This is a genomic window from Ruminococcus flavefaciens AE3010 (genome assembly GCF_000526795.1).
GTDB classification, from domain to species: domain Bacteria; phylum Bacillota; class Clostridia; order Oscillospirales; family Ruminococcaceae; genus Ruminococcus; species Ruminococcus flavefaciens_D.
The window spans coordinates 3,542,885-3,567,744 of record NZ_JAGT01000001.1 but is presented as its reverse complement, the minus strand read 5'-3'; the positions used below and the strand labels follow the sequence as shown (position 1 = coordinate 3,567,744).

Here is a 24,860-nt window from a genome sequence, read left to right as displayed (position 1 = left end):
TTGCGGTATAATATATATAGGATTTGTATCCGCGGACGGAAATTTAAAATAAAGGAGAATTGGGAAATGAAAATTTTACGCAAGATATGTTCGGCTGCTGCGGCAATCGCAGTCCTGACATCTATGACTTCTGCTCTGCCTGCATTTGAAGCGAGTGCAGCAACTAACATCAGCCTTTCCCCTTACGACGTTTACGACATAAACGGCGGTAAGTTCGAAGGCTGGGGCACATCTCTGTGCTGGTGGGCGAACCGTGTAGGCTATTCGGACACCCTCGCTCAGAAAGCAGCAGACACATTTTACGGTGACGACGGTCTCCGTCTGAACATCGCACGATTCAATATAGGCGGAGGAGACGATCCTACTCACGACCACATAACCCGTACCGACTCCAATATGCCGGGCTATACCAAGTACAACAACGGCGCAGTCACCTACGACTGGAACGCTGACGCCAATCAGCGAAACGTGCTCCGCAAATGTATCGAAGCCGCAGGCGACGACATGATAGTGGAGATGTTCTCAAACTCTCCGCCCTACTACATGACGCAGAGCGGCTGCAGCTCAGGAAATAAGAACTCGGGAAAGAATAATCTCCGCGACGATAAATATACAGATTTTGCGGAGTACCTCGCGGAAGTAACTGCCCACTACGAAAACGACTGGGGCATTCACGTTCAGAGTATCACTCCCATGAACGAGCCCTACACCAACTACTGGGGCGCATACAGCGCAAAACAGGAGGGCTGCCACTTCGACCAGGGCGCTTCAATGGACAAGATATATCAGGAGCTTGCAAAATCCCTCAAAAAACGCAATCTCAACGATATCATCATCAGCGCCAACGACGAGTCTATCATCGACACTCAGATAAGCTCTTGGAACAAGATGTCCGATACCACAAAGGCTCTTATCGGACGTATCGACACACATACATACGGCGGAAGTCAGCGTACACAGCTGAAAAATACTGCCATTAACGCAGGCAGGAATCTCTGGATGAGCGAGGTGGACGGCAACGGCACAGCAGGTCAGAATGCAGGTGCTATGGCTCCCGGACTCTGGCTTTCGGAGCGTATCACCACTGACTGCAACGGACTTAATTCGTCAGCGTGGATACTCTGGCAGGTAATCGACAAGCACGTAAGCTCAACGGGCTACAACGGCAAAAAGGACTCGGGCATGGTGGACATGACCAAGGGCTTCTGGGGAACCGCTGTTGCAGACCACGACAAGAACGAGATAGTTCTCTCCAAGAAGTACTACTGCTTCGGTCAGTACACAAGATATATCCGTCCCGGTATGACAATGCTGAAAACCTCGGGAAATACGCTGGCTGCATTTGACGAGAAAAACGGACAGCTGGTTATCGTATCATATAATACATCAGCTAACAAGTCGGATATGGTCTATGACCTTTCACAGTTCAGCCAGTGCGGTACAAGCGCAAAGGTGATACGCACAAGCAGCTCAGAAAACTGGGCTGACGCAGGTACTATAGACATCAGCGGCGGAGCCCTCAAGACTTCCCTTGCAGGCAATTCCGTTACAACTTTCATAATCGACGGAGTCAAGGGCGGAACAACTCTCACCGATAAAATCGACATCACATCGGGCATGATAAGCGGCTCGGACTCATGGAAGAGTGACGCTTCAACAGGCTACGCCAAAGCTTTCGACGGCAGCACAGGCACCTACTTCGACGGCGTTGCAGACGGCTGGGTACAGGTAGACTTAGGCGAGCTCTACGACCTGTCCGCTATCGGCTATGCTCCAAGAGGCGGCTATGAATACCGCATGATAGACGGAATGTTCAAGGCTTCCGCAGACGGCACCAACTGGACTACACTTTATACCGTAAAAGGCAAACCATCTTCGGGTATGCACTTTGTAACTGCTCTTTCAGGGGATACGACAGTAAGGTATATACGGTATGAGGTGCCCACAGGTGCTCCGAAGAACAGCGACAATCCCGACAGCGCGTACTGCGCGAACATAGCGGAGATAGCTCTCTACGGAACCAAGGCTTCCCAGAGCACACGTCCAAAGTACGACAAGCTGGTACCTGTTTCCGCTGAGGGAAGCAAGTCATGGAAGGACACAGCTTCCGTGAGCTACGAAAAGGCTTACGACGGCGATCTGGGCACATACTTCGACGGTCTTGAGGGCGGCTACGTACAGCTTGATCTCGGCAGCGTATGCAGTATCGGCAATATCGGCTTCTGTCCCCGTGAGGGCTATGAGTACCGAATGATAGACGGCTTCATAAGCGTATCCACTGACGGTCAGAACTGGACAAAGATCTACACCGTTGAGAACAAGCCTGCTTACAAGATGAACTACACCGAGGAATTTGAGAACCTCAAAGCCCGCTATGTGCGCTATGAAGTCCCTACGGGAGCTTCCACAAGTCCTCTCAGCAAGGACGACGTTTACCTCTGCAATATTGCGGAGATAGCGGTATTCGGCTCACAGGGCGCAGACGTAACAGGCGATGTGAACGGCGACGGCTCGGTTGCTGTGGCAGACCTTGTAATGCTGCAGAAGTACATTCTCGGCGCAGGAAAGCTGACAGCTCCCGACAATGCAGATGTCAACGGCGACGGCAATATCGACGTATTTGACCTTGTGACACTGAGAAAGCTGCTCATAAAGAGCGCATAAACAAACGAAAGCCCACTCATAACGAGTGGGCTTTTTTTATAGTATTATTAGAATATGAAAGGGATTCCAAAGGGTTCACAACCCTTTTGTCAGGTCAAGGGCTGACAGCCCTTGCAGGGTTCGGGGCGGCGCCCCAAAAATACGTAAGGCGCCTCGCAAGGATGAATTTCAAAAACAGTCCAGTGGACTGTTTTTGAAAGAGGGTGACTCCCCACGGGGTGGGGAGATGTCGCAACGCGACAGAGGGGACGGACCCAATTAGGGGGCCTTGCAAGTGAAGGCGTCCCTTAACTGGCGGATAATATCCGCCCCTACATCGGGACGTCGAGGACGCCGTCTCCTACAGATCATATCAGCGGGACGCCGGGGGCGGCGTTCCCTACAAAAAAGCTCCCGAGAGCAATACGCTCTCGGGAGCTTTTTTTCATCATGTTGCAGCAAGCTTGCCGTTTGCGTCAAGGTCGATATCAATGACGTCACCTGCTGCCAGATTACCGCCTATGATGCGCTTTGCCGCCAAAGTCTCCACATTGCGCTGTATGAACCTTCTCAGCGGTCTTGCACCGAAATTGGGATCATAACCGCAGTCAACGATATAGTTCTTAGCCGCTTCGCTTACATTTATGCGGATATGCTTGTCGTCAAGACGCTTCTGTAAATCAGCCAGCATAAGATCAACTATCTTGATTATCTCAGTCTTAGCCAGCGGCTTGTAGAAGATAATCTCGTCAAGACGGTTGAGGAACTCAGGTCTGAACTGTGTTTTCAGCAGTCCCTCCACCTGTGCGCGGGCTTCGTCGGTTATCTCGCCGTTTTCGTCAATACCATCAAGGATATACGGCGAACCCAGGTTTGATGTGAGTATGATTATAGTGTTCTTGAAGTCCACTGTTCTGCCCTGTGAATCGGTGATACGACCGTCGTCAAGGACTTGCAGCAGTATATTGAACACATCAGGGTGTGCCTTTTCGATCTCGTCAAAGAGTACAACTGAGTACGGCTTTCTGCGTACTGCTTCTGTGAGCTGACCGCCCTCGTCGTAGCCAACATATCCGGGAGGAGCTCCGATAAGACGGCTTACGCTGAATTTCTCCATGTATTCGCTCATGTCGATACGGATAATATTGCGCTCGTCATCGAAAAGTATCTCCGAGAGAGCCTTTGCAAGTTCTGTTTTACCAACACCTGTAGGTCCGAGGAATAGGAAAGAGCCGATAGGTCTGTCGGGTGCCTGTATGCCTGCACGTGAACGGAGTATAGCCTCGCTGACCTTGGTTACAGCCTCGTCCTGACCTATAACTCTCTTGTGGAGCAGTCCTTCCAGACCCAGTATCTTCTCCTTTTCGCCCTCCATGAGCTTTGAAACGGGGATACCTGTCCAGCGGCATACAATCTTGGCAATTTCGTCCTCAGTGACCTTGTCACGGAGCAGTCTGCCGTTTTCAACATCGTGCTCTGCCTGCTTTTCAAGCTCCTCCAGCTCTTTTTGCAGCTGCGGCAGCTTGCCGTATTTAAGCTCGGCAGCCTTGTTCAGGTCGTACTCGCGCTCTGCCTTTTCTATTTCGCCGCCTGTACGCTCTATCTCCTCACGGAGCTTCTGCACAGCGGATATGTCGTTCTTTTCGTTCTCCCACTTAGCTTTCATGCCCTTGAACTTCTCGCGGAGCTCCGCAAGCTCCTTCTGAATTTCTTCAAGGTGCTCCTGTGAGATATTGTCGCTCTCCTTTTTAAGGGCAGCTTCTTCAATTTCAAGCTGAACTATCTTACGGGAGATAACGTCCAGCTCAGTTGGCATGGAGTCCATTTCTGTACGGATAGTTGCGCAGGCTTCGTCTATGAGGTCGATAGCCTTGTCGGGGAGGAAACGATCCGTGATGTACCTGTTTGACAGCACAGCCGCAGATATAAGGGCATTGTCGCTTATCTTAACGCCGTGGAATACCTCGTAGCGCTCTTTCAGGCCACGGAGTATTGATATAGTGTCCTCAACGCTTGGCTCGTCCACCATAACAGGCTGAAAACGTCTTTCAAGAGCGGGGTCTTTCTCGATATACTGGCGGTACTCGTTGAGGGTCGTAGCGCCGATGCAGTGGAGCTCGCCCCTTGCCAGCATTGGCTTTAAGAGGTTGCCTGCGTCCATAGCGCCGTCAGTCTTGCCTGCACCAACAATAGTATGCAGCTCATCAATAAAGAGAAGTATCTGACCGTTGCTGTTCTTTATCTCATTGAGGACAGCTTTCAGACGCTCCTCGAACTCGCCGCGGTACTTGGCTCCTGCCACGAGAGCTCCCATATCAAGGGAGAATACCTTGCGGTCTTTAAGGCTGTCGGGAACGTCTCCCGCCACGATACGAAGGGCAAGTCCCTCTGCAATGGCAGTTTTTCCGACGCCCGGCTCACCAATGAGGACAGGGTTGTTTTTCGTTTTTCTTGAGAGGATACGGATAACGTTTCGTATCTCGCTGTCACGTCCGATAACAGGGTCAAGCTTGTTCCTGCGGGCAAGTCCCACAAGCTCCTGACCGTACTTTGTGAGGACATCGTAGGTGTCCTCGGGATTTTCCGTGGTAACTCTGGTGCTTCCTCTGACGGACATAAGAGCTCCGAGAAAGGAATCCTTAGTGATATTAAAGGTGCCGAGAAGCTGCGAAACGTCCCTGTCCTTGCTGTCGATAAGGGCAAGCATAAGGTGCTCCACGGAAACGTACTCGTCCTTCATATTTGAAGCGATACCCTCAGCATTTGTGAGCACGCGGTCACACTCCGCAGAGATACCGATATTGCTGCTTCTGCCGCTTCCAGTTACCTTGGGAAGTCCGTTTATCTTCTTCTCAACCTCGCTGTCGAAGATATCCTCGTCTATGTTCATTTTTTTCAGAAGCTGGGGTATAAGACCGTTCTCCTGCCGAACAAGTCCCGCAAGGAGATGTATGGGCTCGATAACGGAATTTGACTGCATAACAGCAATGCTCTGAGCCTTTCTTACGGCATCAATGGACTTCTGAGTTAATTTTTCAGCATTCATATTTATTCTCCTTTCAAATTTTACTTTGAGACTTTCCTTTTATACTAAATAATGTACTTTTCAAGCAAAGCGCGGTAATTCTTCTCCAATAGGGGCGCATTGTCTCCGAACTCTGCAGGCGCTGCAAAATAGGTCTTTACCGCACGGTCAAGGTCCTTGATGTACTCGCCTATGGCCGCCCCTACCTGTTCCTCACTGAGAATACGGGTGTTTATAAGCTTTCGTGAGAAGCTTCCCTCACCTATCTCGCAGCTGTAGCTGTCCACGCCCAGCCTTGACAGGTAGGCTTTTTCCAGCTTTGCCCTGTAGGCGAAGAAGCTGTGGAACATATCTATGAGCGCCGTGCTCTGGGTGCGTATATTCACTCGGAGCGTTCCGAGATACTCCGCGGGAGCACGTTCAAGCTCCACCTTATAATTTATAGTAGGACGATACTTGTATTCCAGAGCCGTCCGCACTGTCATAAGCGACGGTGAGCGCTGCTCCTGTACGCGGAAGCTGCTGCTGACCAGCTCAGCCACCTGTTCAAATATCTCCCTCATGCGCATTTCGGGAGTAACGCAGGACAGATGCTCTGCAAGTATCTGGTTTATGAGGTTTGAGCGGCTTGTCCCCAGTCGGTACGCCTGCTTATCCACGGCTTTTATGACATCGTCCATGAGGACGAGGCTGTAAACGCTTTTTTTCACGGGCACATCACTTCCCTTCTGTTGTTATATAGATAATAGCACAGATTATAGAATTTGTCAAGCAGATTATATAATCTTTCACGCAAATTTCACAGAGTAAAAAAAGTCCGCTCACGAAGAGCGGAGAATTCGACCCAAACGATTTTCATCGCTTAGCACTGTAGGTCGAGCCATAGATTAATAAGTTAAAAAAAGTTATTGAGAATAGAAAACATGAAAAAATTACAAATGAAAGGGGTTAGTTTTATTACTTGACAAAACTATTTCTATGGCGTGCAAGTGAACTAATACACAATATCAAGCACATGAGAGGGGAGGGTACTTGATATCGAATACCAATAATCTTCATTTGCTGATATTATTATATTGCAAATCTGCGTAGTTTACAATAAACAAAAGTACCCCAAAATATAATTTAGTGTACTTTTGCTCTTTTTTTATATATTTTTGCAGTTAATTTTTTATTAATATGTTTTATGATTATACATATTTATATTTAATATATAAAATAACTTTTTTTACTTCAAGGAGAAGGAATTCTCTTTGCCCGAAACCGTGAATTCCCTGCTTTCACCGTTTACGGAAATACCAAAGCTGCTGCCGCTTGACACCTCAGGAGAAAGCATCATTACACAGCGGAAATCATTGTGAGGATTCATAGTTATCACGCTGTTTCCGTTAAGGAAGAGCTCCACAGAGCTTCCTGCCCCCACTGTCTCACCGATATCGGCTACTATGTAAGGAATATCAGTGTGTGTCGGTACTGACACCTTATTGCCTGCGGCATAGAGATATCCGCCTGTGTAGCTGAATGTGCTTCCCGAATAGAGAGAGCTCTTCTCCTCCTTTGTGCCGCCCGAAACGACCGTGTAGCCGCCGTTTATATTGATAGTCCCCTTGGACTTGATACCGTTTGTACCGCCCTTGACGTTAAGACTGCCGTCATTTATGGTAACATCATCGTTAGCAATGATGCCCGACTTTCTTGAATCGATATTGTATGTACCACTCTCAATGATAACATCATCGTCCGCGTTTATGCCGTGGGAAGCTGTAGCTGTGATATTCAGCTCGCCGTTGCCCTTGAGCCTTATGGTATCATTTGAGAATATGGTACCTGTATCCTGTACGCCCTTTTTCTCCACGTCGCTGCTGACGTAGTTCACAGAGCCATCCTTAGGCTTTATGGTACAGCGCTTGGCTTCCTCTATGAATATAGCAGGAGCCCCCGAATTAGTGATATTTACGCCGTTGAGAACTACAGTTACCTTCTCCTCGGAAGCACCTGTGTTTACACGTATCTGACCGTTGTCAACACTGCCTGTAAAGAGATAGTCTCCTCCTGAAGTTATTGTAACAACAGAGCCGCTGACAGTTACACCGCTGCCGTTTACCTTTGGTGAACCGCCGAGGGTGATCTCTGCGGTGTATTCCTTTGCCTCTTCGCCTGAGCCTCCCTCATTTCCCGAACCGCCCTGTGGGGAGTTATTATTGGAGGAGCTGCCGCCTGAGGAATTGCTGCTTTTTGCGGTAGTAGTCGTATCAGACTTCTTCTCCCCTGCCTTTGTGGTGGTAGTAGTCTTGCTGTCGGACTTTCCGTCAGCCTTGGTTGTAGTAGTCTTGCTGTCGGACTTTCCGTCAGCCTTGGTTGTAGTAGTCTTGTCATCGTCATCTTTTTTGTCAGTGTCAGACGAATCCGACTTCTTGGGATCATCATTCTTTGTCGTAGTCTCGTCAGCTTCAGTTACGGCACTGTCAGTCACGTCCGAGGACGTCATCTCGTCCTTTCCGCATGAATAGCCGCTGAACATCATCATTACCGCAGCCGCAGCTGCCCAGAGTCTTGCATACTTCATAATTTTTTCTCCTTTTCCCCTTATAGAGCTTCGCTCTCCTATATAAAATTTGCCAGACTCAATAAGCGTATTATTAAGTCTGGCAAACGTTGGAGAGGATTTTCTATAGTATTGATCTATCAGTTTTCATAGATCTTGTCATCATACTTGAAGAAGACAAGATTGATAGTCATGTTGCCGTTGAGGGCACGAAGCTCGTCAACGAATTTCTTCTGGTCGATGTTATCAAGAACATCAACGCTGTAGATGAGCTCGAAAAGTGTACCGAAGTTGGTTGTCTTAACTCTTCTGAGCTTGTGGAATGTTGTATATCTTGCAAGTACAGGCTCGAAAACGCCCTGATAGTCCAGATTCTCGGGGATAGCTATCTTGAGAGTCATGTGTCTCTTCTTGCAGCCGCCGAAATCTGTCTCGCTGAGTACGAAAAGGATAGCAGCGAGTGCCATGAAGAATATAAGTGCAAATCCGATATATCCGACTCCGCAGACAACACCGATTCCCATCGCGAAGAAGATATAAGCCATATCCTTAGGATCGCCTGCAACGCTTCGGAATCTTACAAGAGTAAGTGTACCCGCAAGAGTAAGAGCACCTGCAGTGGTATTTATAATGAGAAGTATAGCCGCAACTATAGTAGGAAGCATTATCATTGTAAGAACATAACTCTGTGAGTAGCCTTCCTTCCTGTGTGTGACCATATAGATAAGACTTATAAGAAATCCTATCACTATCGCAGCGCCTACGCAGAGGAAGAACTCTCCGGGCTTAATAGTGCTGAGTGCCAATGTGCTGCTGTTGATAACAGAGTCAGACTCATAGTACTTTGAAAGTACATTTCCAAAAAAACCGTGTTCAAACATAAATTAAACGCTCCTGTTCATCAAAATATTATTATTTACCATAGAGATACCCGATATGTAAATACGTCTGCGACCACCGGTCTGCTGAGCGTCCTCAAGCTGACTCTTTACAAAATTCTGGTATGCTCTGCCGTACTTTGAGAAACTTGTCTTGTAGATCTGAAGCTCCGAAAGCTTCTTAACAAGCCAATCAGGAATCGCATTTGAGACCTTGACTTCCATAAGTCTCTGGTCAGCGCCTATTATGTAATTGCCGTAGCTTTCGTAGTTGAGACCGAGGTCATAGCGGCGCTCGGTGATCTTTCTGTCAAAGGTAAGGCGGAAATCGTGATCATCCTTACCGAAGAATGCTTCTCTCTGATAGCTGATGTACTGCTTTGGAGCTATCGGGTAGTTGTCAAGGAACACATCGAGCTCTCTGAAGACCTGCTCTGTGATATACTTAGTGAACTCAGGCTTTGAGCGGTCCTTAAAATATGCATCGGACTCCTCAAGAGTCATGGAAACTCTTCTCTTTGTAACGATGCCGCCGATCTTCTTCTTGATCTCAAGGAAGACCGTATCGTCAGGTGCAGCAGGTGAATAGTAGCTGCGAAGTCTTATCTTTTCCTTATAGTAAGGCTTGGAGAGTGACTCTCTGATGAGGTAATCGTCGGGTGTATCGTAGTAAATATTGTAAATGCCGTATTCCTTGCCGCCAATACAGAACTTATCAGGATTCATGTATTCATTGATGACCTCCATAAGTCCGTGATACTGATCCATATTAAGGAGGAACTTGATCTCTTTACGAGCGAATGTATTAATAGCCATAATCGCTTCCGCAGCAGCGCCTAACTGCCCGGAGTCTCACACTCCTTTCGTATCGTTTGATTACATTATAGTAGTCTTTTCTTAAAATAGTCTTAATTTTCCTTAGAAATAACCATTTTTGAAATCATCACTAAATCAAATGTTTAAACTTCTTAAAAAGGCTATATTACGTTGTTTTACTGCTTAGTAGTGTAACTATCTCAAAAAAATATGCACAAAATCGAGTGTGGAATGATCATGAATTTTCGTTCACTTGTCTATCACAGAACATTTTAATGTTACAGAAATATTAATTTTCCATTAAAAAAGCTTAAATTGCGCAATAATTGAATAGTGCAAGCAATAATTGGGGATAATCCGCTGATTATCCCTGTTTTCTGTATCTGGTAGGAGTAACTCCCACCATCTTTTTGAACTGGCGCATGAAATGCTCCTCATTATCATAGCCGCACATTGCAGCTACCTGCGAAACAGTACAGCCCGTCTCGCTGAGTATTTCCTTTGCCTTTTCTATCTTGCCGCTTATGACATCGGCGATGCATGAAACGCCGAAGGTCTCGCGGTAGAGGTGCTGGAAATATGAGCGTGACATATTCACATATGCCGCCATTGCGTCCACATTCCACTTCATCTGCGGATTGCGGTATATCTTCTCGCGCAGCTCCACCAACAGCCCGTAATGCGGCTCGGCAGCCTGCACAGGCGCTTCCCTGTTCACCGTGGTCTCTCCCACCTTTACAAGAAGTATGCGCATGAGGCTGTCCAGCATTTTGAGTCTTCTCGACTCAAGCGAATAGAACTCATTGGCAACATTTCTTATAAGCTGGGAAACAAACTCCGTATCCACAGCGCTCAGAGGGCGGTTGTACATAAGATCCAGCGAATCCATAAACTCCTGCTCGTCCTCAGCGTCGAAGCATACCCAGTCGCATACGAGAGGGCTCTCCTCGGCGGAGTACACCACAGGGTATCTTCCGTCCAGTACAATAAGTGTGTCAGCAGGCGTCCTCATAGTCAGCCCGTTAATGTCAAATCTACAGCGGCTGTGCATAAGAAGCAGCATATACTCCTTAGCTGCGGCTCTGCGGAATACAGAGCTGCTGTCATAAATAGAATTACAGCCTATACAGCGAATGTTCACAGTATCAACTCCCCGTCGTCTATAAACCGCCACTCTATATCTTTCCAGTACTCTCCCGCGTAATCAATGCCTACACGCGGAGCAGTCTTTATTCTGGGGCGGTATCCGTCGTCCTCGAACCATATTTCCTCATTGTCTTTGAGATAAATGCCGTTAAAGCTTCCGTCGATCTTCAGATTTTTTGTCAGTTTGGCAGGTCCGTTATATTTTTTCCCTGCCCGAATAAGTAATCCCTGCGGCTGGTCATTTTCGCCTGTAATGACATTCATCAGCCAGTGCATACCGTAACACAGGTATACATAGATAACACCGCTCTCTCCGTAGAGGAGCTCGGTGCGTTTTGTTCTGCCCTTTGCCGCGTGGCAGCCCTTGTCCTCCTCGCCTCTGTAGGCTTCGGTCTCTGCGATGCGCTCGCGGAGCTCTGTGCCGTCGGAAAGCTTATGGACAAGTATCTTTCCCACAAGGTCGGGAGCTGCCTCCAGCACGTCCCTGTGGAAGAATTCCGCGTCAAGCCGCCTGTTCATATCACACCCTCAGTTTTTGTTCAAGCTCAGTGTCAGGCTTGACAAAAATGGTCTTGTAGTTTGTGAATATGACTTTGCCGGGCTTAGCGCCAGTGGGTTTCTTTACGTACCTTGCAAGGCAATGATCCACGGGCACAAGTCCCGAATCTCTGCCTCTGCTGTTCACAGCCGCTATGACAGCCGCCTCTTCTATGGTTTTTTCAGGCGGCGTCTCGCCGTTTGTGAGTATCAGCACGTGAGAACCCGTAATGAGCTGAGTATGAAGCCATATATCTGTTTTTTCGGCAAATTTCAGACTCAGCTGGTCGTTCTGCTTGTTGTTCCTGCCCACCAGTATGGAATAGCCGTCGCTTGACTTGTACTCCATAGGCGGAAGTGCCTTGGGCGGTTTAGCCTTGCCGCCTGCATAGCGGACATAGCCCTGTTCTTTAAGCTCTAAGCGAAGCTGAATGATATCGTTCTCGGAGGAAGCTCTTGTCAGCGCATCGAATACGCTTTCAAGGTATTGCAGCTCCTCTTCGCCCTTTTGTATCTGCTCTGTCAGCTTTTCCTCTGCGGTAACGGACTTCTTGTACTCGCTGTAGTAGTGCTGCGCATTCTGTGCAGGAGTCTTTCTCACGTCCAGAGAAATAGTCACCTGCGGACAGGCTTCATCGTAGAAGTTCTCCACCACAGCCACACTGTCGCCTTTCTGAATACGGTACATATTAGCCGAGATAAGGTCTCCGCAGAGCTTTGCGTGCTCCTTGTCGGCACAGGCTGCCAGCTCGTCCCGCTGTGCAGCAATACGTCTTGAAGTACGGTCTGTGAGATTCATCAGCAGCTTGAACAGGTCGTTGGCACGCTGTTTTGTACGTGCTGCGCGGTCACGCTCGGAGTAGAAATAGTCCAGAAGCTCCGAAGCGCTGCCAAGCTCCTTTGTGTACATGAGAGTACCGAACTGGGACAGTCTTATAAAAGAGAAGTCTTTAAGCTGCCCCTCCTTGTCACTGACCGCCGAGAAACAACACTCACTGCTCTCCAGCTGCTGACGTGTGCGTTTAACAGCAAAGAGAAGTCTGTCCAGCTGGTCACCGCTTATGGTATCGCTCTCGATGTGGACTCCTCTGCCTGCAAAAAACGCCCATTCTCTTGCAAGTATAGGAGATATTCCCTCGAAAATGCGTATCAGAGCCTTTGAGAGCTCCTTTGGCTCGGTGCCCTGCAGTCTTGAAACTATGTCCTCGGGCTCAGCTATCAGGAAATTCAGTCTGTCGTCACGGGGCGGAAGTGTGTACTTCATGCCCGGGAGCACCAGTCGCTCACGGGACATATCCTCGTCAACACGCTTGATGCTGTCGATGACCTTGCCTTCGCTGCTGATAATGATAAGGTTCGAGCAGCGTCCCATTATCTCGCAGGCAAGAGTTATGGTCACTATATCGCCCAGCTCATTGACGCATTCAAAGTCCAGAAAGAGTATACGCTCCAGACCGTCCTGCCTTATGTCTATGAGCTTTCCGCTGCCAAGTCTTTTTCGCAGCAGCATGCAGAACATAGGCGGCGTCTGAGGGTTATCCACACTGTTTTCGGTAATGTGAACTCTCGCACTGCCTGCATTTGCCGAGATATAAAGCTTTTTGCTGCCGCCTCTGGTGCGTATGGAGATGATGACCTCCTCACGGGAGGGCTGATGTATCTTCTCAACGCGTCCGCCTATGAGCGGCATAAGCTCGCTTTTAACGGCATACAAGAAAGCTCCGTCCAGAGCCATAGAATCATTCCTTTACACAAAAATAAACGCAGGAGCCGCTTAAAGGCTGCTGCGTTCTTAGCTCCGCCAAAAAGCTTTACATAAAATATAATTAATCTGATGCGCAGATCCGTTAGCCTATAAAGGAACTGCGCTCCCACGAACAGTGTTCGCAGGAATAACCGCCTTACAGCGGTTATTGTCTACACATTAATTATAGCTTTTTGCGAGTACTTTTGCTAATCAAAATTTGCGGTATACAAGGAGCTCAAAATCAGCTGTTGTGGTGAGCTGTCCCAGTGCAGCCAGCCGCTCCTGCTGTTCCCTGCCCGTCCTGTAATAATAAGGTGTCATTGAGAAGAGGGCGTCGATGTCCTCCTGCTGTTCAAGCTTCATCTCATAGGTAATGCGCTTCCTGTCAACAAGCCCGAAGCCCTCTAACTCATAGGGCTTCACCTCGTTTTTATAGGGAGTGTCATATATAGCTTTTTTAAGCTCCCACAGGTGATTTTCTGATGGTATCACCATTATCATTATACCATTTTTGCGCAGTACTCTTTGGAACTCCTCGCCGCAGTAGGGTGCAAAAAGCGTTACCAGCATGTCGCAGGAGCCCTCCGAAACAGGGATGTGGAACACGCTTGCCACCGCAAGCTCTGCGGACTTGCAGCGCTTTGCCGAGTACTCCACAGCAGTCTTGGAAATATCTATGCCGTACACCTCGGCAGCCTTGTTTTCACTTTGAAGCTTACCAATTATTGCGGTGGTATAATAGCCCTCTCCGCAGCCCGCGTCAAGAATTGTATTACCTTTTATGTTGGCGCTGACCGCTTCGCACAGAGCATCACACAGCGGAGAGTAGTAGCCCTTGTCAAGAAAGCTTCTCCTCGCCTGCACCATGAGCTTGTTGTCGCCGTGAACAGTCTTGCCCATATGCTTCGACAGCAGCAGGTTCACATAGCCGCTCTTTGCCCTGTCAAAGCTGTGACGTTTAGGACAGATGTATGTATTTCCCGTTATATCCAGCTTTTCGCCGCAAACAGGACAGGTGAATATACTCATGGTCCCACCTCAGACATATTCGCAGGGGTCGACTGAGCACTCAGCTATCTCGATATCAAGCTGTGGGAATCTCTCTTCCAGCACACGGCGGAGCTCCCACAGCACAATGTTCTCGGTGTGGAAGTGACCGCAGTCAAGGAGTGCCATGCCGCGGTTATTGGCGTCTATCCAGACGTCGTGCTTCACGTCGCCCGTGATAAGAGCGTCGCAGCCCTTTTCAGCCGCAAGTCCCAGCATAGAGCCGCCCGAACCCGAGCAGAACGCTATCCTTGATATTTCCATATCGGTGCAGTGCGAAGTTCTTACCACGCCGCAGCCGAGTATTCCCTTGCAAAGCTCTGCAAGAGCTTTTCCTGAGATGCTGTCTTTCAGCTCTATTATCCAGCCCAGCCCCTTCTCGCCGCCGAGCTCCTCAAAGGGTACAGGCTCGCCTGCAAGCTCCAGCTTCTCACCGAGCTTACGCAGTATAACACCGTTTGTGCCGCCATTGGCTATATCAAGATTCGTATGGAGACAGATAGCACCTATGCAGTCCGCAATGAGCCTGTAAACAGGGTCGTTTTTCATAATGCGCTTTCGGGGCTCAAATATGACAGGGTGGTGGGAAACCACAAGGTCTGCCTGTTTTTTTATGGCTTCATCAACCACTTCGTTTGTTATGTCAAGCGCCAGAAGTATCCTTCTGCATTCGTCAATGGGGCACTCAACCAGATATCCCGAATTGTCCCATTTCTCCTGTAAACCGAAAGGATACAGACTGTCGAGGTATTCCGCAATATGGTTTACGTTTTCGCTTACTACGCCGTTTTTCAGCTTCGCCGCAAGAGCTTCATAGTGCTGAGCTTCCGCCGCTTTGCCTGCTTTTTTAAGGCTTTCGCTGACTTTTGAGCAGCGCTCGGCTTCACGGCTGTAGTACTTCTGTGTCAGAGCCTCTTCATCGTCCAGATATCCCATTATGCTCTCCGCTTCCGTAAGGTCGCAGAGATAATTGGGGTCGTAATCAGCTGTCATAATGTTGTACAGCTTGTCCCCCTCCTCCACGATCAGATCATTTTTAAGGGCGAATCCGCAATCGTACATTCCCTTTCTCAGCACCTCGGGCTTGGTCATGGGCTGCAGTATCCACTTCACACCCTCGGCAGCTCTGCCGTCTCTGCTGACTCTTGCCATTATTTCAAGGATAGTCTCTCCGCCCATACCTGCAATAACGATATCGGTCACGCCTGTCAGGTCAACAGCGTCCAGACCGTCGGAGAGCACAAGATCCACCTTATCCTGTATGCCGTATTTTTCCACGGTATTCCTTGCAGCTTCAAGGGGTCCCTCCTTCACGTCGGAGGCTATTACCCTGCTGCATTTCCCGCTGTTTATGAGCTCCGCTGCCAGATAGGCGTGGTCGGTGCCCACATCGGCAGCAGCACCCTCTCCGCTTACAAGCTCTGCAATTTTTTTAAGTCTGTTATCAAGCATTATTGTACCTCATTCATTAAAATAGCGCACCGCCCCGCAGTACGCATAAACAAAACCAAGCACAGCCGTTTCCGACTGTGCTTTCGGTCTCATTAATTATGCCTCGTTCATCTTGGCAAAGCAATCGCTGCAATATACAGCTCTACCTTCCTTTGGCTCAAAAGGAACCTTTGCTTCGCCGCCGCATGAAGCGCAAACTGCTGTGTACATTACGCGCTCAGCCTTGCCTGCGTTCTTTCTTGCATCACGACATGATTTGCATCTCTGGGGCTCGTTAACGAAGCCTTTCTCTGCGTAAAATTCCTGTTCGCCTGCGGAGAAAATAAACTCGTTTCCGCACTCCTTGCAAACTAATGTCTTGTCTTCGTACATAGTACAATACCTCGCTTAATTATTTTCGACCACGGTTGGATTTACACCCACATCTTTGTAAAACAACGCTCTTCTGGGTTGAGCTACACGGTCATATTTCAATTTGTATCATGCATGAGCGCACGTATTTTCCGTCTTGCACGCTGCATTGCATTATCAACAGATTTCTCTGTCATCTCAAGCTTTTCAGCGGCGTCCCTGTAGCTCATTCCCTGAACGCAGAGAGTAAGCACATTGAGCTCCGTAAGAGAAAGCACCGAGCATATGTCCTTCCACAGCTCGGAAAAGAATTCCTTGTAAAAATAAATGCTCTCGGGAGTTTCCTCATCTGACAGCACATCGGCGGCTTCTTCGTCGTCTACTCTTTCGGCAAAGGAAAGGTCTCTGACCGATTTCTTAGACACGGTCCTCATACGGTTGTCGATACATACCTCGGCAAAGGTTGAGAACTTCACGCCTTTTCTGGGATCGAAGGCTTCGATAGCTTTCAGCAGGCTTATCATACCCTCTTGATACAGGTCATCGCTGTCGGTCTCTGAGTTTGCATAAATTTCCGATTTAATAAAAATAAGCTTAGAAAAGCGTGAGATGAGGACAGCTGAAGCTGATTTATCGGTCTTACCCAGTACAGCCAGCTCTTCATCCGGTTTGCTGTTCAATTCATTCAAATTGAAATCCAAATCAAGCAAGTTATCCACCCAACAATCTGCATTTCCCATACAATTCGATATTATACCCGCCCCTCGGGAAATACCCGAGGGGAACAGGTACGAATGATTATTGTTTATTCTGAATCCTTAGCAGCCTCTTCCTCGGCAGCCTTGAGGAGCTCAGCCATATCAAAATTAAAGTTTGCGCTCTTATTTCCCTGAGGAGGCTTGTTCTGCTGATTCTGGTTATTGTTCAGGTTATTGTTGTTCTGTGGCTTGTTGTTCTGATTATTGTTGTTGAAGCTGTTATTGTTATTAGTGTTATTGTTCTTATTGAAGTTGCCTACGCCTGCAAAGGGATCGGGAGTCTTTATCTCGGCAGCAGCCTTTGCGTAGCCCTCAGCGTCAGCCTTAGGAGCCTTTGAAGGTGTGAACTCAGCCTTCGGAGGATCCATCTTCTTTACAGCGGGCTCATTCTTGTGAACATCGATAGCCTTGCGAGCTTCGCCGATGATGTTCTGAGCATCGTTCATTCTGCCTGAGCACTGGTTTGTAAGGTTATTGAGAACAGAAGCGATATCTGTGAACTTGCTGTTGATGCTCTCGATCTCTGTAAGGAGCATCTCACGAACTGTCTTGGACATTTCGTTTACCTTATCAGCGTGAGCGTTAGCCTCGTTTACAGTATTGCGAGCCTGATCGTTAGCTTCCTTGATGCATGTCTCAGCAGCACGGTTAGCGTTTGCAACAGCCTTTTCAGCCTCTGCATTAGCGTCCTTGACTACCTGAGCAGCCTTATCGTTAGCTTCCTTGGTAACCTTAGCAGCGTTGTCGTTTGCTTCCTTAGTAACAAGTGCAGCCTTTTCGTCAGCTTCCCTGGTTACCTGAGCAGCCTTGTCGTTTGCTTCCTTGGTAACAGCCTCTGCCTCCTGCTTAGCCTTGTTCTGGATCTGAACAACGTTCTTCTGAGCCTCTGTGAAGAGTGCACCCATATCGAATGTAGGAGCTGCGTTCTCCTTGAGGTCTGTGATCTCATCGTTGAGCTTGGAGATCTCGTTATTCTTTTCAGCAACTTCCTTGGTCTTAGCTTCGAGCTTAGCATTGATGTCAGCTATCTGCTTTGTCTTGAGAGCAAGCTCCTCGGATATCTTAGCGATCTCCTGCTTAGCCTTTGCAAGCTCTGCGTCAGCAGCTCCGCCTGCAGCAGGTGCAGCAGCGCCCTGTGCAGCCTTCTGCTCTGCAGCTCTGAGTCTGTTTCTGAGATCCTCGATCTCTTTCTTGGCAGCTTCAAGTGCAGCAGTTGTCTGTGCATTAGCCTGCGGATTAGCAGCGCCCTGTGCAGCCTTCTGCTCAGCAGCCTTGAGCTGTTCCTTGAGTGTATCTATTTCCTTCTTAGCAGCCTCTAAAGCAGCAGTAGCCTGTGCATTTCCTGCACCGCCGCCCTGTGCCTTGAGCTGTGTGATAGTCTTCTGGAGCTCTTCATTTTCCTTCTTAGCAGCTCTGAGAGCGTTGTTGGAGGTATTGAGCTTCTCCTGAAGGTTCTCAACTTGATTTTTATACTTAGCTATCTCCTCGGGGTCAGCAGAAGAACTGCTTTCCTTAGACGCTTTAAGCTCGTCCTCAAGGGCAACTATCTTAGAATTAAGCTCATCGAGGTATGTAATAACGTCCTCTTTAATAAATCCCTTCTGACCGATCTTGGTTTCTCTTAATACGGTTGGTGTTGGTTCGCTCATGGTACTCTCCATTCCCCTCGGTGGGACCGAGGTAAAAAATTAAGGAATAAGAACCCATACTCAGCTCCTATGAAGGCATGTTTTAGTGATATTGCATATAAAAAAGCCTTCACAGTCCATGAATACAGGTTCTGATGATTTTGCCTTACATAAATTATATCATATTAATTATATTATTTCAACTATTGAAATGTAGAAAATTTGGATTGATTTTAGTGCAATTTACTATAAAAACGCAACAAAATATACTATGTGTTAAATTTAAAGTCAACTCCTTTAGCTTAATACGTAAATATAAATTAAATAGTTACAAATTGTAAACATAAAAGCATAACGAAATACACATTTGTACATTTTCACAAAAAAGTCCAAGGATCTCAAAGCATCCTCGGAATGCAAACAAAAAAAGCGGTCCATATCGGACCGCTTTATTTTTCTATTAGTTGCCCAGCATCTTGAAGATGTCGTCAAGATCGTAATCCTGATTTGAAGCCGCAGGCTTAGGTGCGCTTGGTGCACCGAAACCAAGACCGTCGATAAGAGGATTGTCGATCGGGATTATCTCGTCCTCCGGATTCTCAACAGAAGCTCCCTCAACTGCTGCATCGTTAGCAGCGTCCATATCGTCGAAGCCTGCTGCGATAACTGTGATAGTCATCTCGTCCTGCATGTCTTCCTTGAATGCTGTACCGAAGATGAACTCAACACCGTCAGCAGCTGTATCTGTGATCATCTTTGTAGCTGCATCAACATCGGAAGAAAGAATATCCTCTGACATTGCGATATTGATAAGGAGTCTCTTAGCACCCGAGATAGATGTTTCGAGAAGCGGGCTGGAGATAACAGCGTTTGCAGCATCTCTTGCCTTGTCCTTGCCTGTACCGTGACCGATAGCCATGTGAGCATAGCCTGCGTTTCTCATGATAGTTGAAACGTCTGCGAAGTCGAGGTTTATGTAACCCTCTTCAACGATAAGATCGGAAATGCTCTTTACACCTGTCTTGAGCACGTCGTCAGAGAGTGCAAAGGACTGGAGCATTGTAAGGGGCTTATCGAGACCAACGAGAAGTCTCTCGTTAGGGATAACGATAAGAGAATCAACATACTTTCTGAGCTCTGCGATACCTCTTTCAGCCTGTGCCATTTTCTGCTCTCTCTCGAAGAGGAAGGGCTTTGTAACGACAGCAACTGTAAGGATATCCATTTCCTTGGCGATCTTAGCAACTACAGGAGCAGCTCCTGTTCCTGTACCGCCGCCCATACCAGCAGTGATAAAGATCATATCAGCACCCTTGAGGTGAGTCTCAATCTCGTCGCGGTTCTCCTCAGCGCTGCGCTGACCGATCTCAGGCTTGTTGCCTGCGCCTCTGCCCTTTGTGAGCTTAGCACCGATCGGTATCCTTGTAGTAGCCTTGGACTTGTTGAGTGCCTTGGCATCTGTGTTTATTGCGATATATTCTATATTACTTACACCCGAATCCACCATGCAGTTAACAGCGTTTCCGCCGCCGCCGCCGACACCGATGACCTTTATATTAACATCGGGTTCGAGTGTTTCCTCATAATTGAAATCTGACATTTGAACTCCTCCTACTATTTAATTATCCTTAATTTATCAAATTTATATATTAACCTATAAATACACTTTATATTTTAGCATAATGCCATGATTTTTTCAAGTCCTAAAAAAACATTTTTTATTTTCAGCGAAATAAACAATAACGAGCAGTAAATATCCGTCATTTTCTACACATCGTTAATCAATTCACCACTGATTTTCCGAATTATTGTCATAATTGGCAGTTCCGCCGCTGTTGTCGGACCACTGTGTAGTCGTGTCTGTCCAGCTGTTGTCGCCGCTCCACTGGTTATCGTCGGCATTCCACTGGCTGTTGTCTGCGCTCCACTGGTTATCCTGCTGATCCCAGCTGTTATCGTCCCAGTTGCTTCCGCTGTCATAGCCGCCGTTGTCAGTCCACTGCTGAGCGGCTGTAGTGGGCTCGGTGGTATTCCTGTTGTTGTTGAACTCATTGAGCATCTCTTCCTGCTTGGGATCGTGCTCGCTCTGTATGATGGGATAGCCGTATTCATCGGTCATAGGCTCTGTTGTAGGCTCAGCCTCTCCCGGGACTATAACAGGTCCGTCGCTGGTCCTGAAGCTGCACTGCTTCGTGCCGATCATGGTCAGATAGCCCTTTTTGCCCTTGACCGTCTCATCATTCATTACGGTTTCTGCAAGATTCAGCTTATACTCAACATCGTTCCAGTTGCCCATTTTGAATATCATGCCGTTTTTATAGTTCACTATGATAGCGTGCTCGTCACTCATATCCACAGTCATGATGCCGTTGTCCTCCTTGGCAGCCATACTGCTTATGAGCTCAAAAAAAGCATCGTTCTTGTGTTCGTTTTCCGAGGAAGCAGGCTTTCCGGGAGTATGATCCGCAGGGTCAAAGCCGTATATAATAGGAAGTCCGTCGGTGATGAAGCCGTTATCAGCCAGTATCTTTCCCTTTTTGCTCACAAGGAGAGTGCCGTCGCCGTAATTCACATTGAAAGCAGGTATGCACTTGGTTACGGTTATATCCAGTGAGGACGGGAAGTCTCTGTCCACCTTGGCAGTCTCCACATAGAGAAGCTTGTCGAGGATGCGCTGCTCGCTCTTGGCACAGTCAAGTCTCAGAAGATTGTCTCCCTTTTTTATGCCCGAAGCCTCAACTATCTCCTCGGCAGAATACATATCCGACTGACCTGCCACACGTATCTCGTTTATATTAAAGAGAAAGGTATAGCTTATGGTTATACCCGCGGTCAGCACCAGCAGAAGCACTACAAGTCCGTAAACATTCATCATGCGTTTACGGCGTCTGATACGCTTGCGGCTGTTCTGCCTATCGACATTTGTTTTTTCGACGTCTTTCATATTCTCTCCTGATCCTTCCGCCTCAGACGCGGCGCATATCTCCGCCGAGAAGTCTTACGGCTTCTTCCATTTTTTCATACCCTCTGTCAATGTGGCAGATACGGCTTATCTCTGAGCTGCCCTCCGCACAGAGAGCCGCTATGACCATAGCTGCACCGCCCCGCAGGTCCGTAGCCTCCACATTGGCACCGTGAAGCCCTTCCCTGCCCTTTATTACAGCGACCTTGCCAAGCACCTGTATATCCGCTCCCATTTTCACAAGAGCGTCGGTGTGACGGTAACGACAATCGAAGATATTCTCCTCGAAAACGCTGGTCCCGTCGGCAACACAAAGCGCAGCCATTAGCACAGCCTGTGCGTCAGTGGGAAATCCCGGATGAGGCATGGTCCTTATCCTGTCTCTGACGGCTTTCAGCCGCGAACCGCTGCGAAGATATATTTTCTTTTCAGATGTATAAATACCGCACCCCGTCTGTTCAAGCACCGTAAAAAAGGGCTCTGTCTCGGGAACACAGGCATTAGTAAGTATAAGCTCGCCCTTTGTGGCAGCCACCATTGAAAGGTATGTGGCAGCAACTATCCTGTCGGGCATAATTGTATATTCACAGCCGTGAAGCTGTTTTTTTCCGTGGATAATGATACTGCTTTCTCCGTCGCCGACGATATCCGCACCGCAGCTTCGCAGAAAGCCGCAGAGGTCGCATATCTCGGGCTCGCGGGCGGCATTGTTTATGACAGTCTCGCCGTCTGCCGTCACCGCGCAGAGAATGATATTTTCAGTAGCTCCCACCGACGGGAAAGCAAGGGATATCTTAGCCCCCTTTGCTCTGCCTGCGGAAGCCCTGCAGACTATGCTGCCGCCGCTTTCGCGGATATCCACTCCCATTTTCCTGAGAGCGGCAAGGTGCATATCTATGGGACGCGGTCCAAGCTCGCAGCCTCCGGGGACGCTGACTGTACATTCGCCTGCTCTTCCCAGCATGGCTCCCATAAAGATTATAGAGGAACGCATCTCACGCATAAGCTCCTCGGATATTTCGGTACTGCCGAGAATATTGGAGTTTATGACTGCGGTATTTCCCTCAAAGCTGCATTTGCAGCCCACGCAGTTGAGTATCCTTGCGGCTGCGTAAACGTCGGTGAGCTTGGGACAGCTGTGCAGCGTACAATCGCCGCAGCACAGGAGCGCCGCCGCCATTATTGGCAGGGAGCTGTTTTTGCTGCCCTGTAAGGCGAGCTCACCGCAAAGGCGTCTGCCGCCTGTTATTACAAATTTCTGCATCATACCACCTCACAGCATTTTTATGTATTGTATGCCTGAGGTGGAAAGTATGTTACTTAGCGCCTAAATTGTGCGCTTCAAGAAATCTTATAAATGTATCCGACATCTCATCGGGGATAAATGCGTACATCATATGACCTTTATCGGACAGGTGAACCTCTCCGCCGCATTTTTCTGCGTAGTCGATACCCACCTGTCTCCATGAGACCTTTTTTGTCATGGTCTTCATATCGCTTATGTAAAAGCAGCACGGACATTTCAGTATCCCCGTGTTTTCTGCTTTCTGCGCATTTTCCGTCATGTTCAGGGCTTCGTCGGTAAATTCGGGGTTAGCGATGTTTTTATAAAACATTTCCCTGTACATCTTCTTTTCTTCGCCGCTCAGCTCACTGCCGTCAAGAAGTCCCGAAACATTTTCAAGTTTGTTTCTGAAAAGCTTCGTCAGAAATCCGCCTTTTGCCACTTTTTGCAGCAGCTTCTGCTGCTTTTTTACCATGCCGCAGCGTTTTTCCTCGCTTACTTCCTTAGCCTGCAATACAGCCATAGTTGGGATACCCATATCCATACTTAGAACAGCCTTTATCTCATCAGGATAGCTATTCGCCCAGTAAACAGCCTCAAATCCCGAATAGGAATGAGCTGCAAGAACATAGGGCGGCTCGATGCCTGCCTTACGGAGCGCTTCTCTGTCCTCGGAAACGAGATTTTCAATAGTTCTGGGAGTTTTCGCATGGTCACTGAAGCCATACCCTGCTTTTTCAATTACGGCTATACGGTACTTTACGGACATTCTCCTGTATACAGGCTTGTATTCAAGCACAGGGCAGGTCACGCCGTTGCCTGCCATAAATACTATGGTAACATCGCCGCTGCCCTCACTGTACACATTGAGCTTTGTGCCGTTTACTTCGACTTTTTCACCTGTGTTCATTTCTTACTCTTTTCAATTAGCTTATCTATGACAGCAAGTATCCTGTCGTTTGTATCTGTAAGGTGGAGCTTCGCCGCACTTTCTGACATGGACTTTACCTTTACCGAGTCGCCGTAGAGCTTTTCTATCTCGGCTATCATCTTCTCGTTGGTGACGTCCTTCTGCTCGATGACCACTGCCGCACCTGCATTGCCCAACACCATTGCATTGTGGTACTGGTGATTTCCCGCAACTATAGGCGACGGGATAAGTATTGAAGCTTTTCCTGCGGCTTCAAGCTCCGCAAGTGTAGAAGCTCCCGAGCGGCAGATAACAAGGTCTGCTGCTGCGAGACAAACGTCCATATCGTTTATGTACTCCGTAATTCGGAGCCTGTCGGATTTGAGAGGTATACCTGCGGCTTTCATAGCCTGTGGGAAGGTCTCCTTACCCATGCCGCCGTAGCCGTGGATATGATTTATGGCAAGCTTCTTGCCTGTGTGCCATTTGATGACCTCGGTCATGGTGTCATTGATACAGCCTGCACCGAGACTGCCGCCGAATGAAAGTATAGTGAAGCTGTCGTCGAAGCCCAGCTTCTTACGTGCCTCCTCGCGGCTCATGGTATTTATATTGCTTCTTACGGGAAGTCCCGTAACGCTGTGCTCGAACTTGCTCTCGTCCATGAATTTGAGAGCTTCCTTGACGGTGAGCATAACGTAGTCCACCTCTTTTGAGAGGAGCTTGTTTGTCACGCCCGGGTAGGCATTCTGCTCATGGATAGCAGTGGGTATGCCCATTCTTGCGGCTTTTCTGATAACAGGACCTGCCGCATAGCCGCCTGTACCGATAGCGATATCGGGCTTGAAGCCCTCTATGATCTGCTTTGCTCTCTTTCCCGAGGTAACAAGATAGGCAAGAGCCTTGGCGTTCCTGCCGATATTTTCAAGGGATATCTTTCTCTGGAAGCCTGCCACCTTGATGGTTTCAAGCTTATACCCTGCCTTGGGGACAAGCTTTGACTCCATACCCTTTGGAGTGCCTGCAAAGAGGAACTCCGCATCGGGATACTTGCTCTTGATGATATCAGCAATGGCAAGACCCGGATTTATATGACCGCCTGTGCCTCCGCAGGCAATGAGAACTCTCAT

Annotated in this window: 19 protein-coding genes; 1 reads left to right on the top strand and 18 read right to left on the bottom strand. The window is 48.3% G+C overall.

The window, feature by feature from the left end:
- Positions 1-66: 66 nt before the first annotated feature.
- Positions 67-2,664, top strand: coding sequence for a discoidin domain-containing protein (locus tag N774_RS0115690; RefSeq protein ID WP_024862157.1), 2,598 nt, complete (start codon positions 67-69; stop codon positions 2,662-2,664).
- A gap of 427 nt (positions 2,665-3,091) precedes the next feature.
- Here N774_RS0115690 and clpB read toward each other — a convergent pair whose 3' ends face one another.
- The 18 genes from clpB to murG form a co-directional block, all read right to left on the bottom strand.
- Complete coding sequence (clpB, locus tag N774_RS0115685) at positions 3,092-5,689, bottom strand: ATP-dependent chaperone ClpB (protein ID WP_024862156.1); 2,598 nt, start codon at positions 5,687-5,689, stop codon at positions 3,092-3,094.
- A 44-nt stretch (positions 5,690-5,733) separates the two neighbouring features.
- The gene (locus N774_RS0115680; protein ID WP_155250419.1) at positions 5,734-6,384 is read right to left on the bottom strand and encodes a hypothetical protein; all 651 of its coding nucleotides are present in this window, start codon (positions 6,382-6,384) and stop codon (positions 5,734-5,736) included.
- A gap of 512 nt (positions 6,385-6,896) precedes the next feature.
- A complete protein-coding gene (locus tag N774_RS18540) occupies positions 6,897-8,234 on the bottom strand; it encodes a carbohydrate-binding domain-containing protein (RefSeq protein ID WP_024862154.1) in 1,338 nt (445 codons plus the stop codon).
- Between the two features lie 119 nt (positions 8,235-8,353).
- Positions 8,354-9,094 (bottom strand): DUF4956 domain-containing protein, encoded by a 741-nt coding sequence (locus tag N774_RS0115670; RefSeq protein ID WP_024862153.1) that lies wholly within the window; start codon positions 9,092-9,094, stop codon positions 8,354-8,356.
- A gap of 3 nt (positions 9,095-9,097) precedes the next feature.
- Complete coding sequence (locus tag N774_RS0115665; protein WP_024862152.1) at positions 9,098-9,907, bottom strand: polyphosphate polymerase domain-containing protein; 810 nt, start codon at positions 9,905-9,907, stop codon at positions 9,098-9,100.
- A 364-nt stretch (positions 9,908-10,271) separates the two neighbouring features.
- The gene (locus N774_RS0115660; protein WP_024862151.1) at positions 10,272-11,048 is read right to left on the bottom strand and encodes a helix-turn-helix domain-containing protein; all 777 of its coding nucleotides are present in this window, start codon (positions 11,046-11,048) and stop codon (positions 10,272-10,274) included.
- The gene (locus N774_RS0115655) at positions 11,045-11,572 is read right to left on the bottom strand and encodes a DNA-3-methyladenine glycosylase (RefSeq protein WP_024862150.1); all 528 of its coding nucleotides are present in this window, start codon (positions 11,570-11,572) and stop codon (positions 11,045-11,047) included. Before N774_RS0115655 ends, N774_RS0115660 begins: the two co-directional genes overlap by 4 nt.
- Position 11,573: 1 nt before the next feature.
- A complete protein-coding gene (locus tag N774_RS0115650; RefSeq protein WP_024862149.1) occupies positions 11,574-13,325 on the bottom strand; it encodes an Rqc2 family fibronectin-binding protein in 1,752 nt (583 codons plus the stop codon).
- Positions 13,326-13,547: 222 nt separating this feature from the next.
- The gene (locus N774_RS0115645) at positions 13,548-14,366 is read right to left on the bottom strand and encodes a methyltransferase domain-containing protein (protein ID WP_024862148.1); all 819 of its coding nucleotides are present in this window, start codon (positions 14,364-14,366) and stop codon (positions 13,548-13,550) included.
- A gap of 9 nt (positions 14,367-14,375) precedes the next feature.
- Positions 14,376-15,836, bottom strand: coding sequence for a Nif3-like dinuclear metal center hexameric protein (locus tag N774_RS18535; RefSeq protein ID WP_024862147.1), 1,461 nt, complete (start codon positions 15,834-15,836; stop codon positions 14,376-14,378).
- 96 nt (positions 15,837-15,932) lie between these two features.
- Complete coding sequence (locus N774_RS0115635) at positions 15,933-16,208, bottom strand: zinc-ribbon domain containing protein (RefSeq protein ID WP_024862146.1); 276 nt, start codon at positions 16,206-16,208, stop codon at positions 15,933-15,935.
- Positions 16,209-16,306: 98 nt separating this feature from the next.
- Entirely contained in the window at positions 16,307-16,867 is a 561-nt protein-coding gene (locus N774_RS0115630; RefSeq protein ID WP_242836646.1) for a sigma-70 family RNA polymerase sigma factor, read from the bottom strand.
- Positions 16,868-16,992: 125 nt separating this feature from the next.
- On the bottom strand, positions 16,993-18,594 hold the full coding sequence (locus tag N774_RS0115625; protein WP_024862144.1) for a hypothetical protein: 1,602 nt from the start codon (positions 18,592-18,594) through the stop codon (positions 16,993-16,995).
- 439 nt (positions 18,595-19,033) lie between these two features.
- The gene (gene ftsZ / locus N774_RS0115620; protein WP_024862143.1) at positions 19,034-20,173 is read right to left on the bottom strand and encodes a cell division protein FtsZ; all 1,140 of its coding nucleotides are present in this window, start codon (positions 20,171-20,173) and stop codon (positions 19,034-19,036) included.
- 186 nt (positions 20,174-20,359) lie between these two features.
- Positions 20,360-21,517, bottom strand: a complete 1,158-nt coding sequence (locus N774_RS0115615) for a cell division protein FtsQ/DivIB (RefSeq protein ID WP_024862142.1) — start codon at positions 21,515-21,517, stop codon at positions 20,360-20,362.
- Between the two features lie 22 nt (positions 21,518-21,539).
- Positions 21,540-22,799, bottom strand: coding sequence for a UDP-N-acetylglucosamine 1-carboxyvinyltransferase (gene murA / locus N774_RS0115610; protein WP_024862141.1), 1,260 nt, complete (start codon positions 22,797-22,799; stop codon positions 21,540-21,542).
- Positions 22,800-22,851: 52 nt separating this feature from the next.
- Positions 22,852-23,730 carry an alpha/beta hydrolase gene (locus N774_RS0115605; RefSeq protein WP_024862140.1) on the bottom strand — a complete coding sequence of 293 codons (879 nt, stop codon included), beginning with the start codon at positions 23,728-23,730 and terminating at the stop codon, positions 22,852-22,854.
- A complete protein-coding gene (murG, locus tag N774_RS0115600) occupies positions 23,727-24,860 on the bottom strand; it encodes an undecaprenyldiphospho-muramoylpentapeptide beta-N-acetylglucosaminyltransferase (RefSeq protein WP_024862139.1) in 1,134 nt (377 codons plus the stop codon). The genes N774_RS0115605 and murG overlap by 4 nt, the downstream gene beginning before the upstream one ends.

Excerpts from the sequence above, each read along its gene's own strand:
- N774_RS0115690 (WP_024862157.1), top strand. The coding sequence starts at position 67 with ATGAAAATTTTACGCAAGATATGTTCGGCTGCTGCGGCAATCGCAGTC.
- clpB (WP_024862156.1), bottom strand. The coding sequence starts at position 5,689 with ATGAATGCTGAAAAATTAACTCAGAAGTCCATTGATGCCGTAAGAAAG.
- N774_RS18540 (WP_024862154.1), bottom strand. The coding sequence starts at position 8,234 with ATGAAGTATGCAAGACTCTGGGCAGCTGCGGCTGCGGTAATGATGATG.
- N774_RS0115670 (WP_024862153.1), bottom strand. The coding sequence starts at position 9,094 with ATGTTTGAACACGGTTTTTTTGGAAATGTACTTTCAAAGTACTATGAG.
- N774_RS0115665 (WP_024862152.1), bottom strand. The coding sequence starts at position 9,907 with ATGGCTATTAATACATTCGCTCGTAAAGAGATCAAGTTCCTCCTTAAT.
- N774_RS0115655 (WP_024862150.1), bottom strand. The coding sequence starts at position 11,572 with ATGAACAGGCGGCTTGACGCGGAATTCTTCCACAGGGACGTGCTGGAG.
- N774_RS0115650 (WP_024862149.1), bottom strand. The coding sequence starts at position 13,325 with ATGGCTCTGGACGGAGCTTTCTTGTATGCCGTTAAAAGCGAGCTTATG.
- N774_RS0115645 (WP_024862148.1), bottom strand. The coding sequence starts at position 14,366 with ATGAGTATATTCACCTGTCCTGTTTGCGGCGAAAAGCTGGATATAACG.
- N774_RS18535 (WP_024862147.1), bottom strand. The coding sequence starts at position 15,836 with ATGCTTGATAACAGACTTAAAAAAATTGCAGAGCTTGTAAGCGGAGAG.
- N774_RS0115635 (WP_024862146.1), bottom strand. The coding sequence starts at position 16,208 with ATGTACGAAGACAAGACATTAGTTTGCAAGGAGTGCGGAAACGAGTTT.
- N774_RS0115625 (WP_024862144.1), bottom strand. The coding sequence starts at position 18,594 with ATGAGCGAACCAACACCAACCGTATTAAGAGAAACCAAGATCGGTCAG.
- ftsZ (WP_024862143.1), bottom strand. The coding sequence starts at position 20,173 with ATGTCAGATTTCAATTATGAGGAAACACTCGAACCCGATGTTAATATA.
- N774_RS0115615 (WP_024862142.1), bottom strand. The coding sequence starts at position 21,517 with ATGAAAGACGTCGAAAAAACAAATGTCGATAGGCAGAACAGCCGCAAG.
- murA (WP_024862141.1), bottom strand. The coding sequence starts at position 22,799 with ATGCAGAAATTTGTAATAACAGGCGGCAGACGCCTTTGCGGTGAGCTC.
- N774_RS0115605 (WP_024862140.1), bottom strand. The coding sequence starts at position 23,730 with ATGAACACAGGTGAAAAAGTCGAAGTAAACGGCACAAAGCTCAATGTG.
- murG (WP_024862139.1), bottom strand. The coding sequence starts at position 24,860 with ATGAGAGTTCTCATTGCCTGCGGAGGCACAGGCGGTCATATAAATCCG.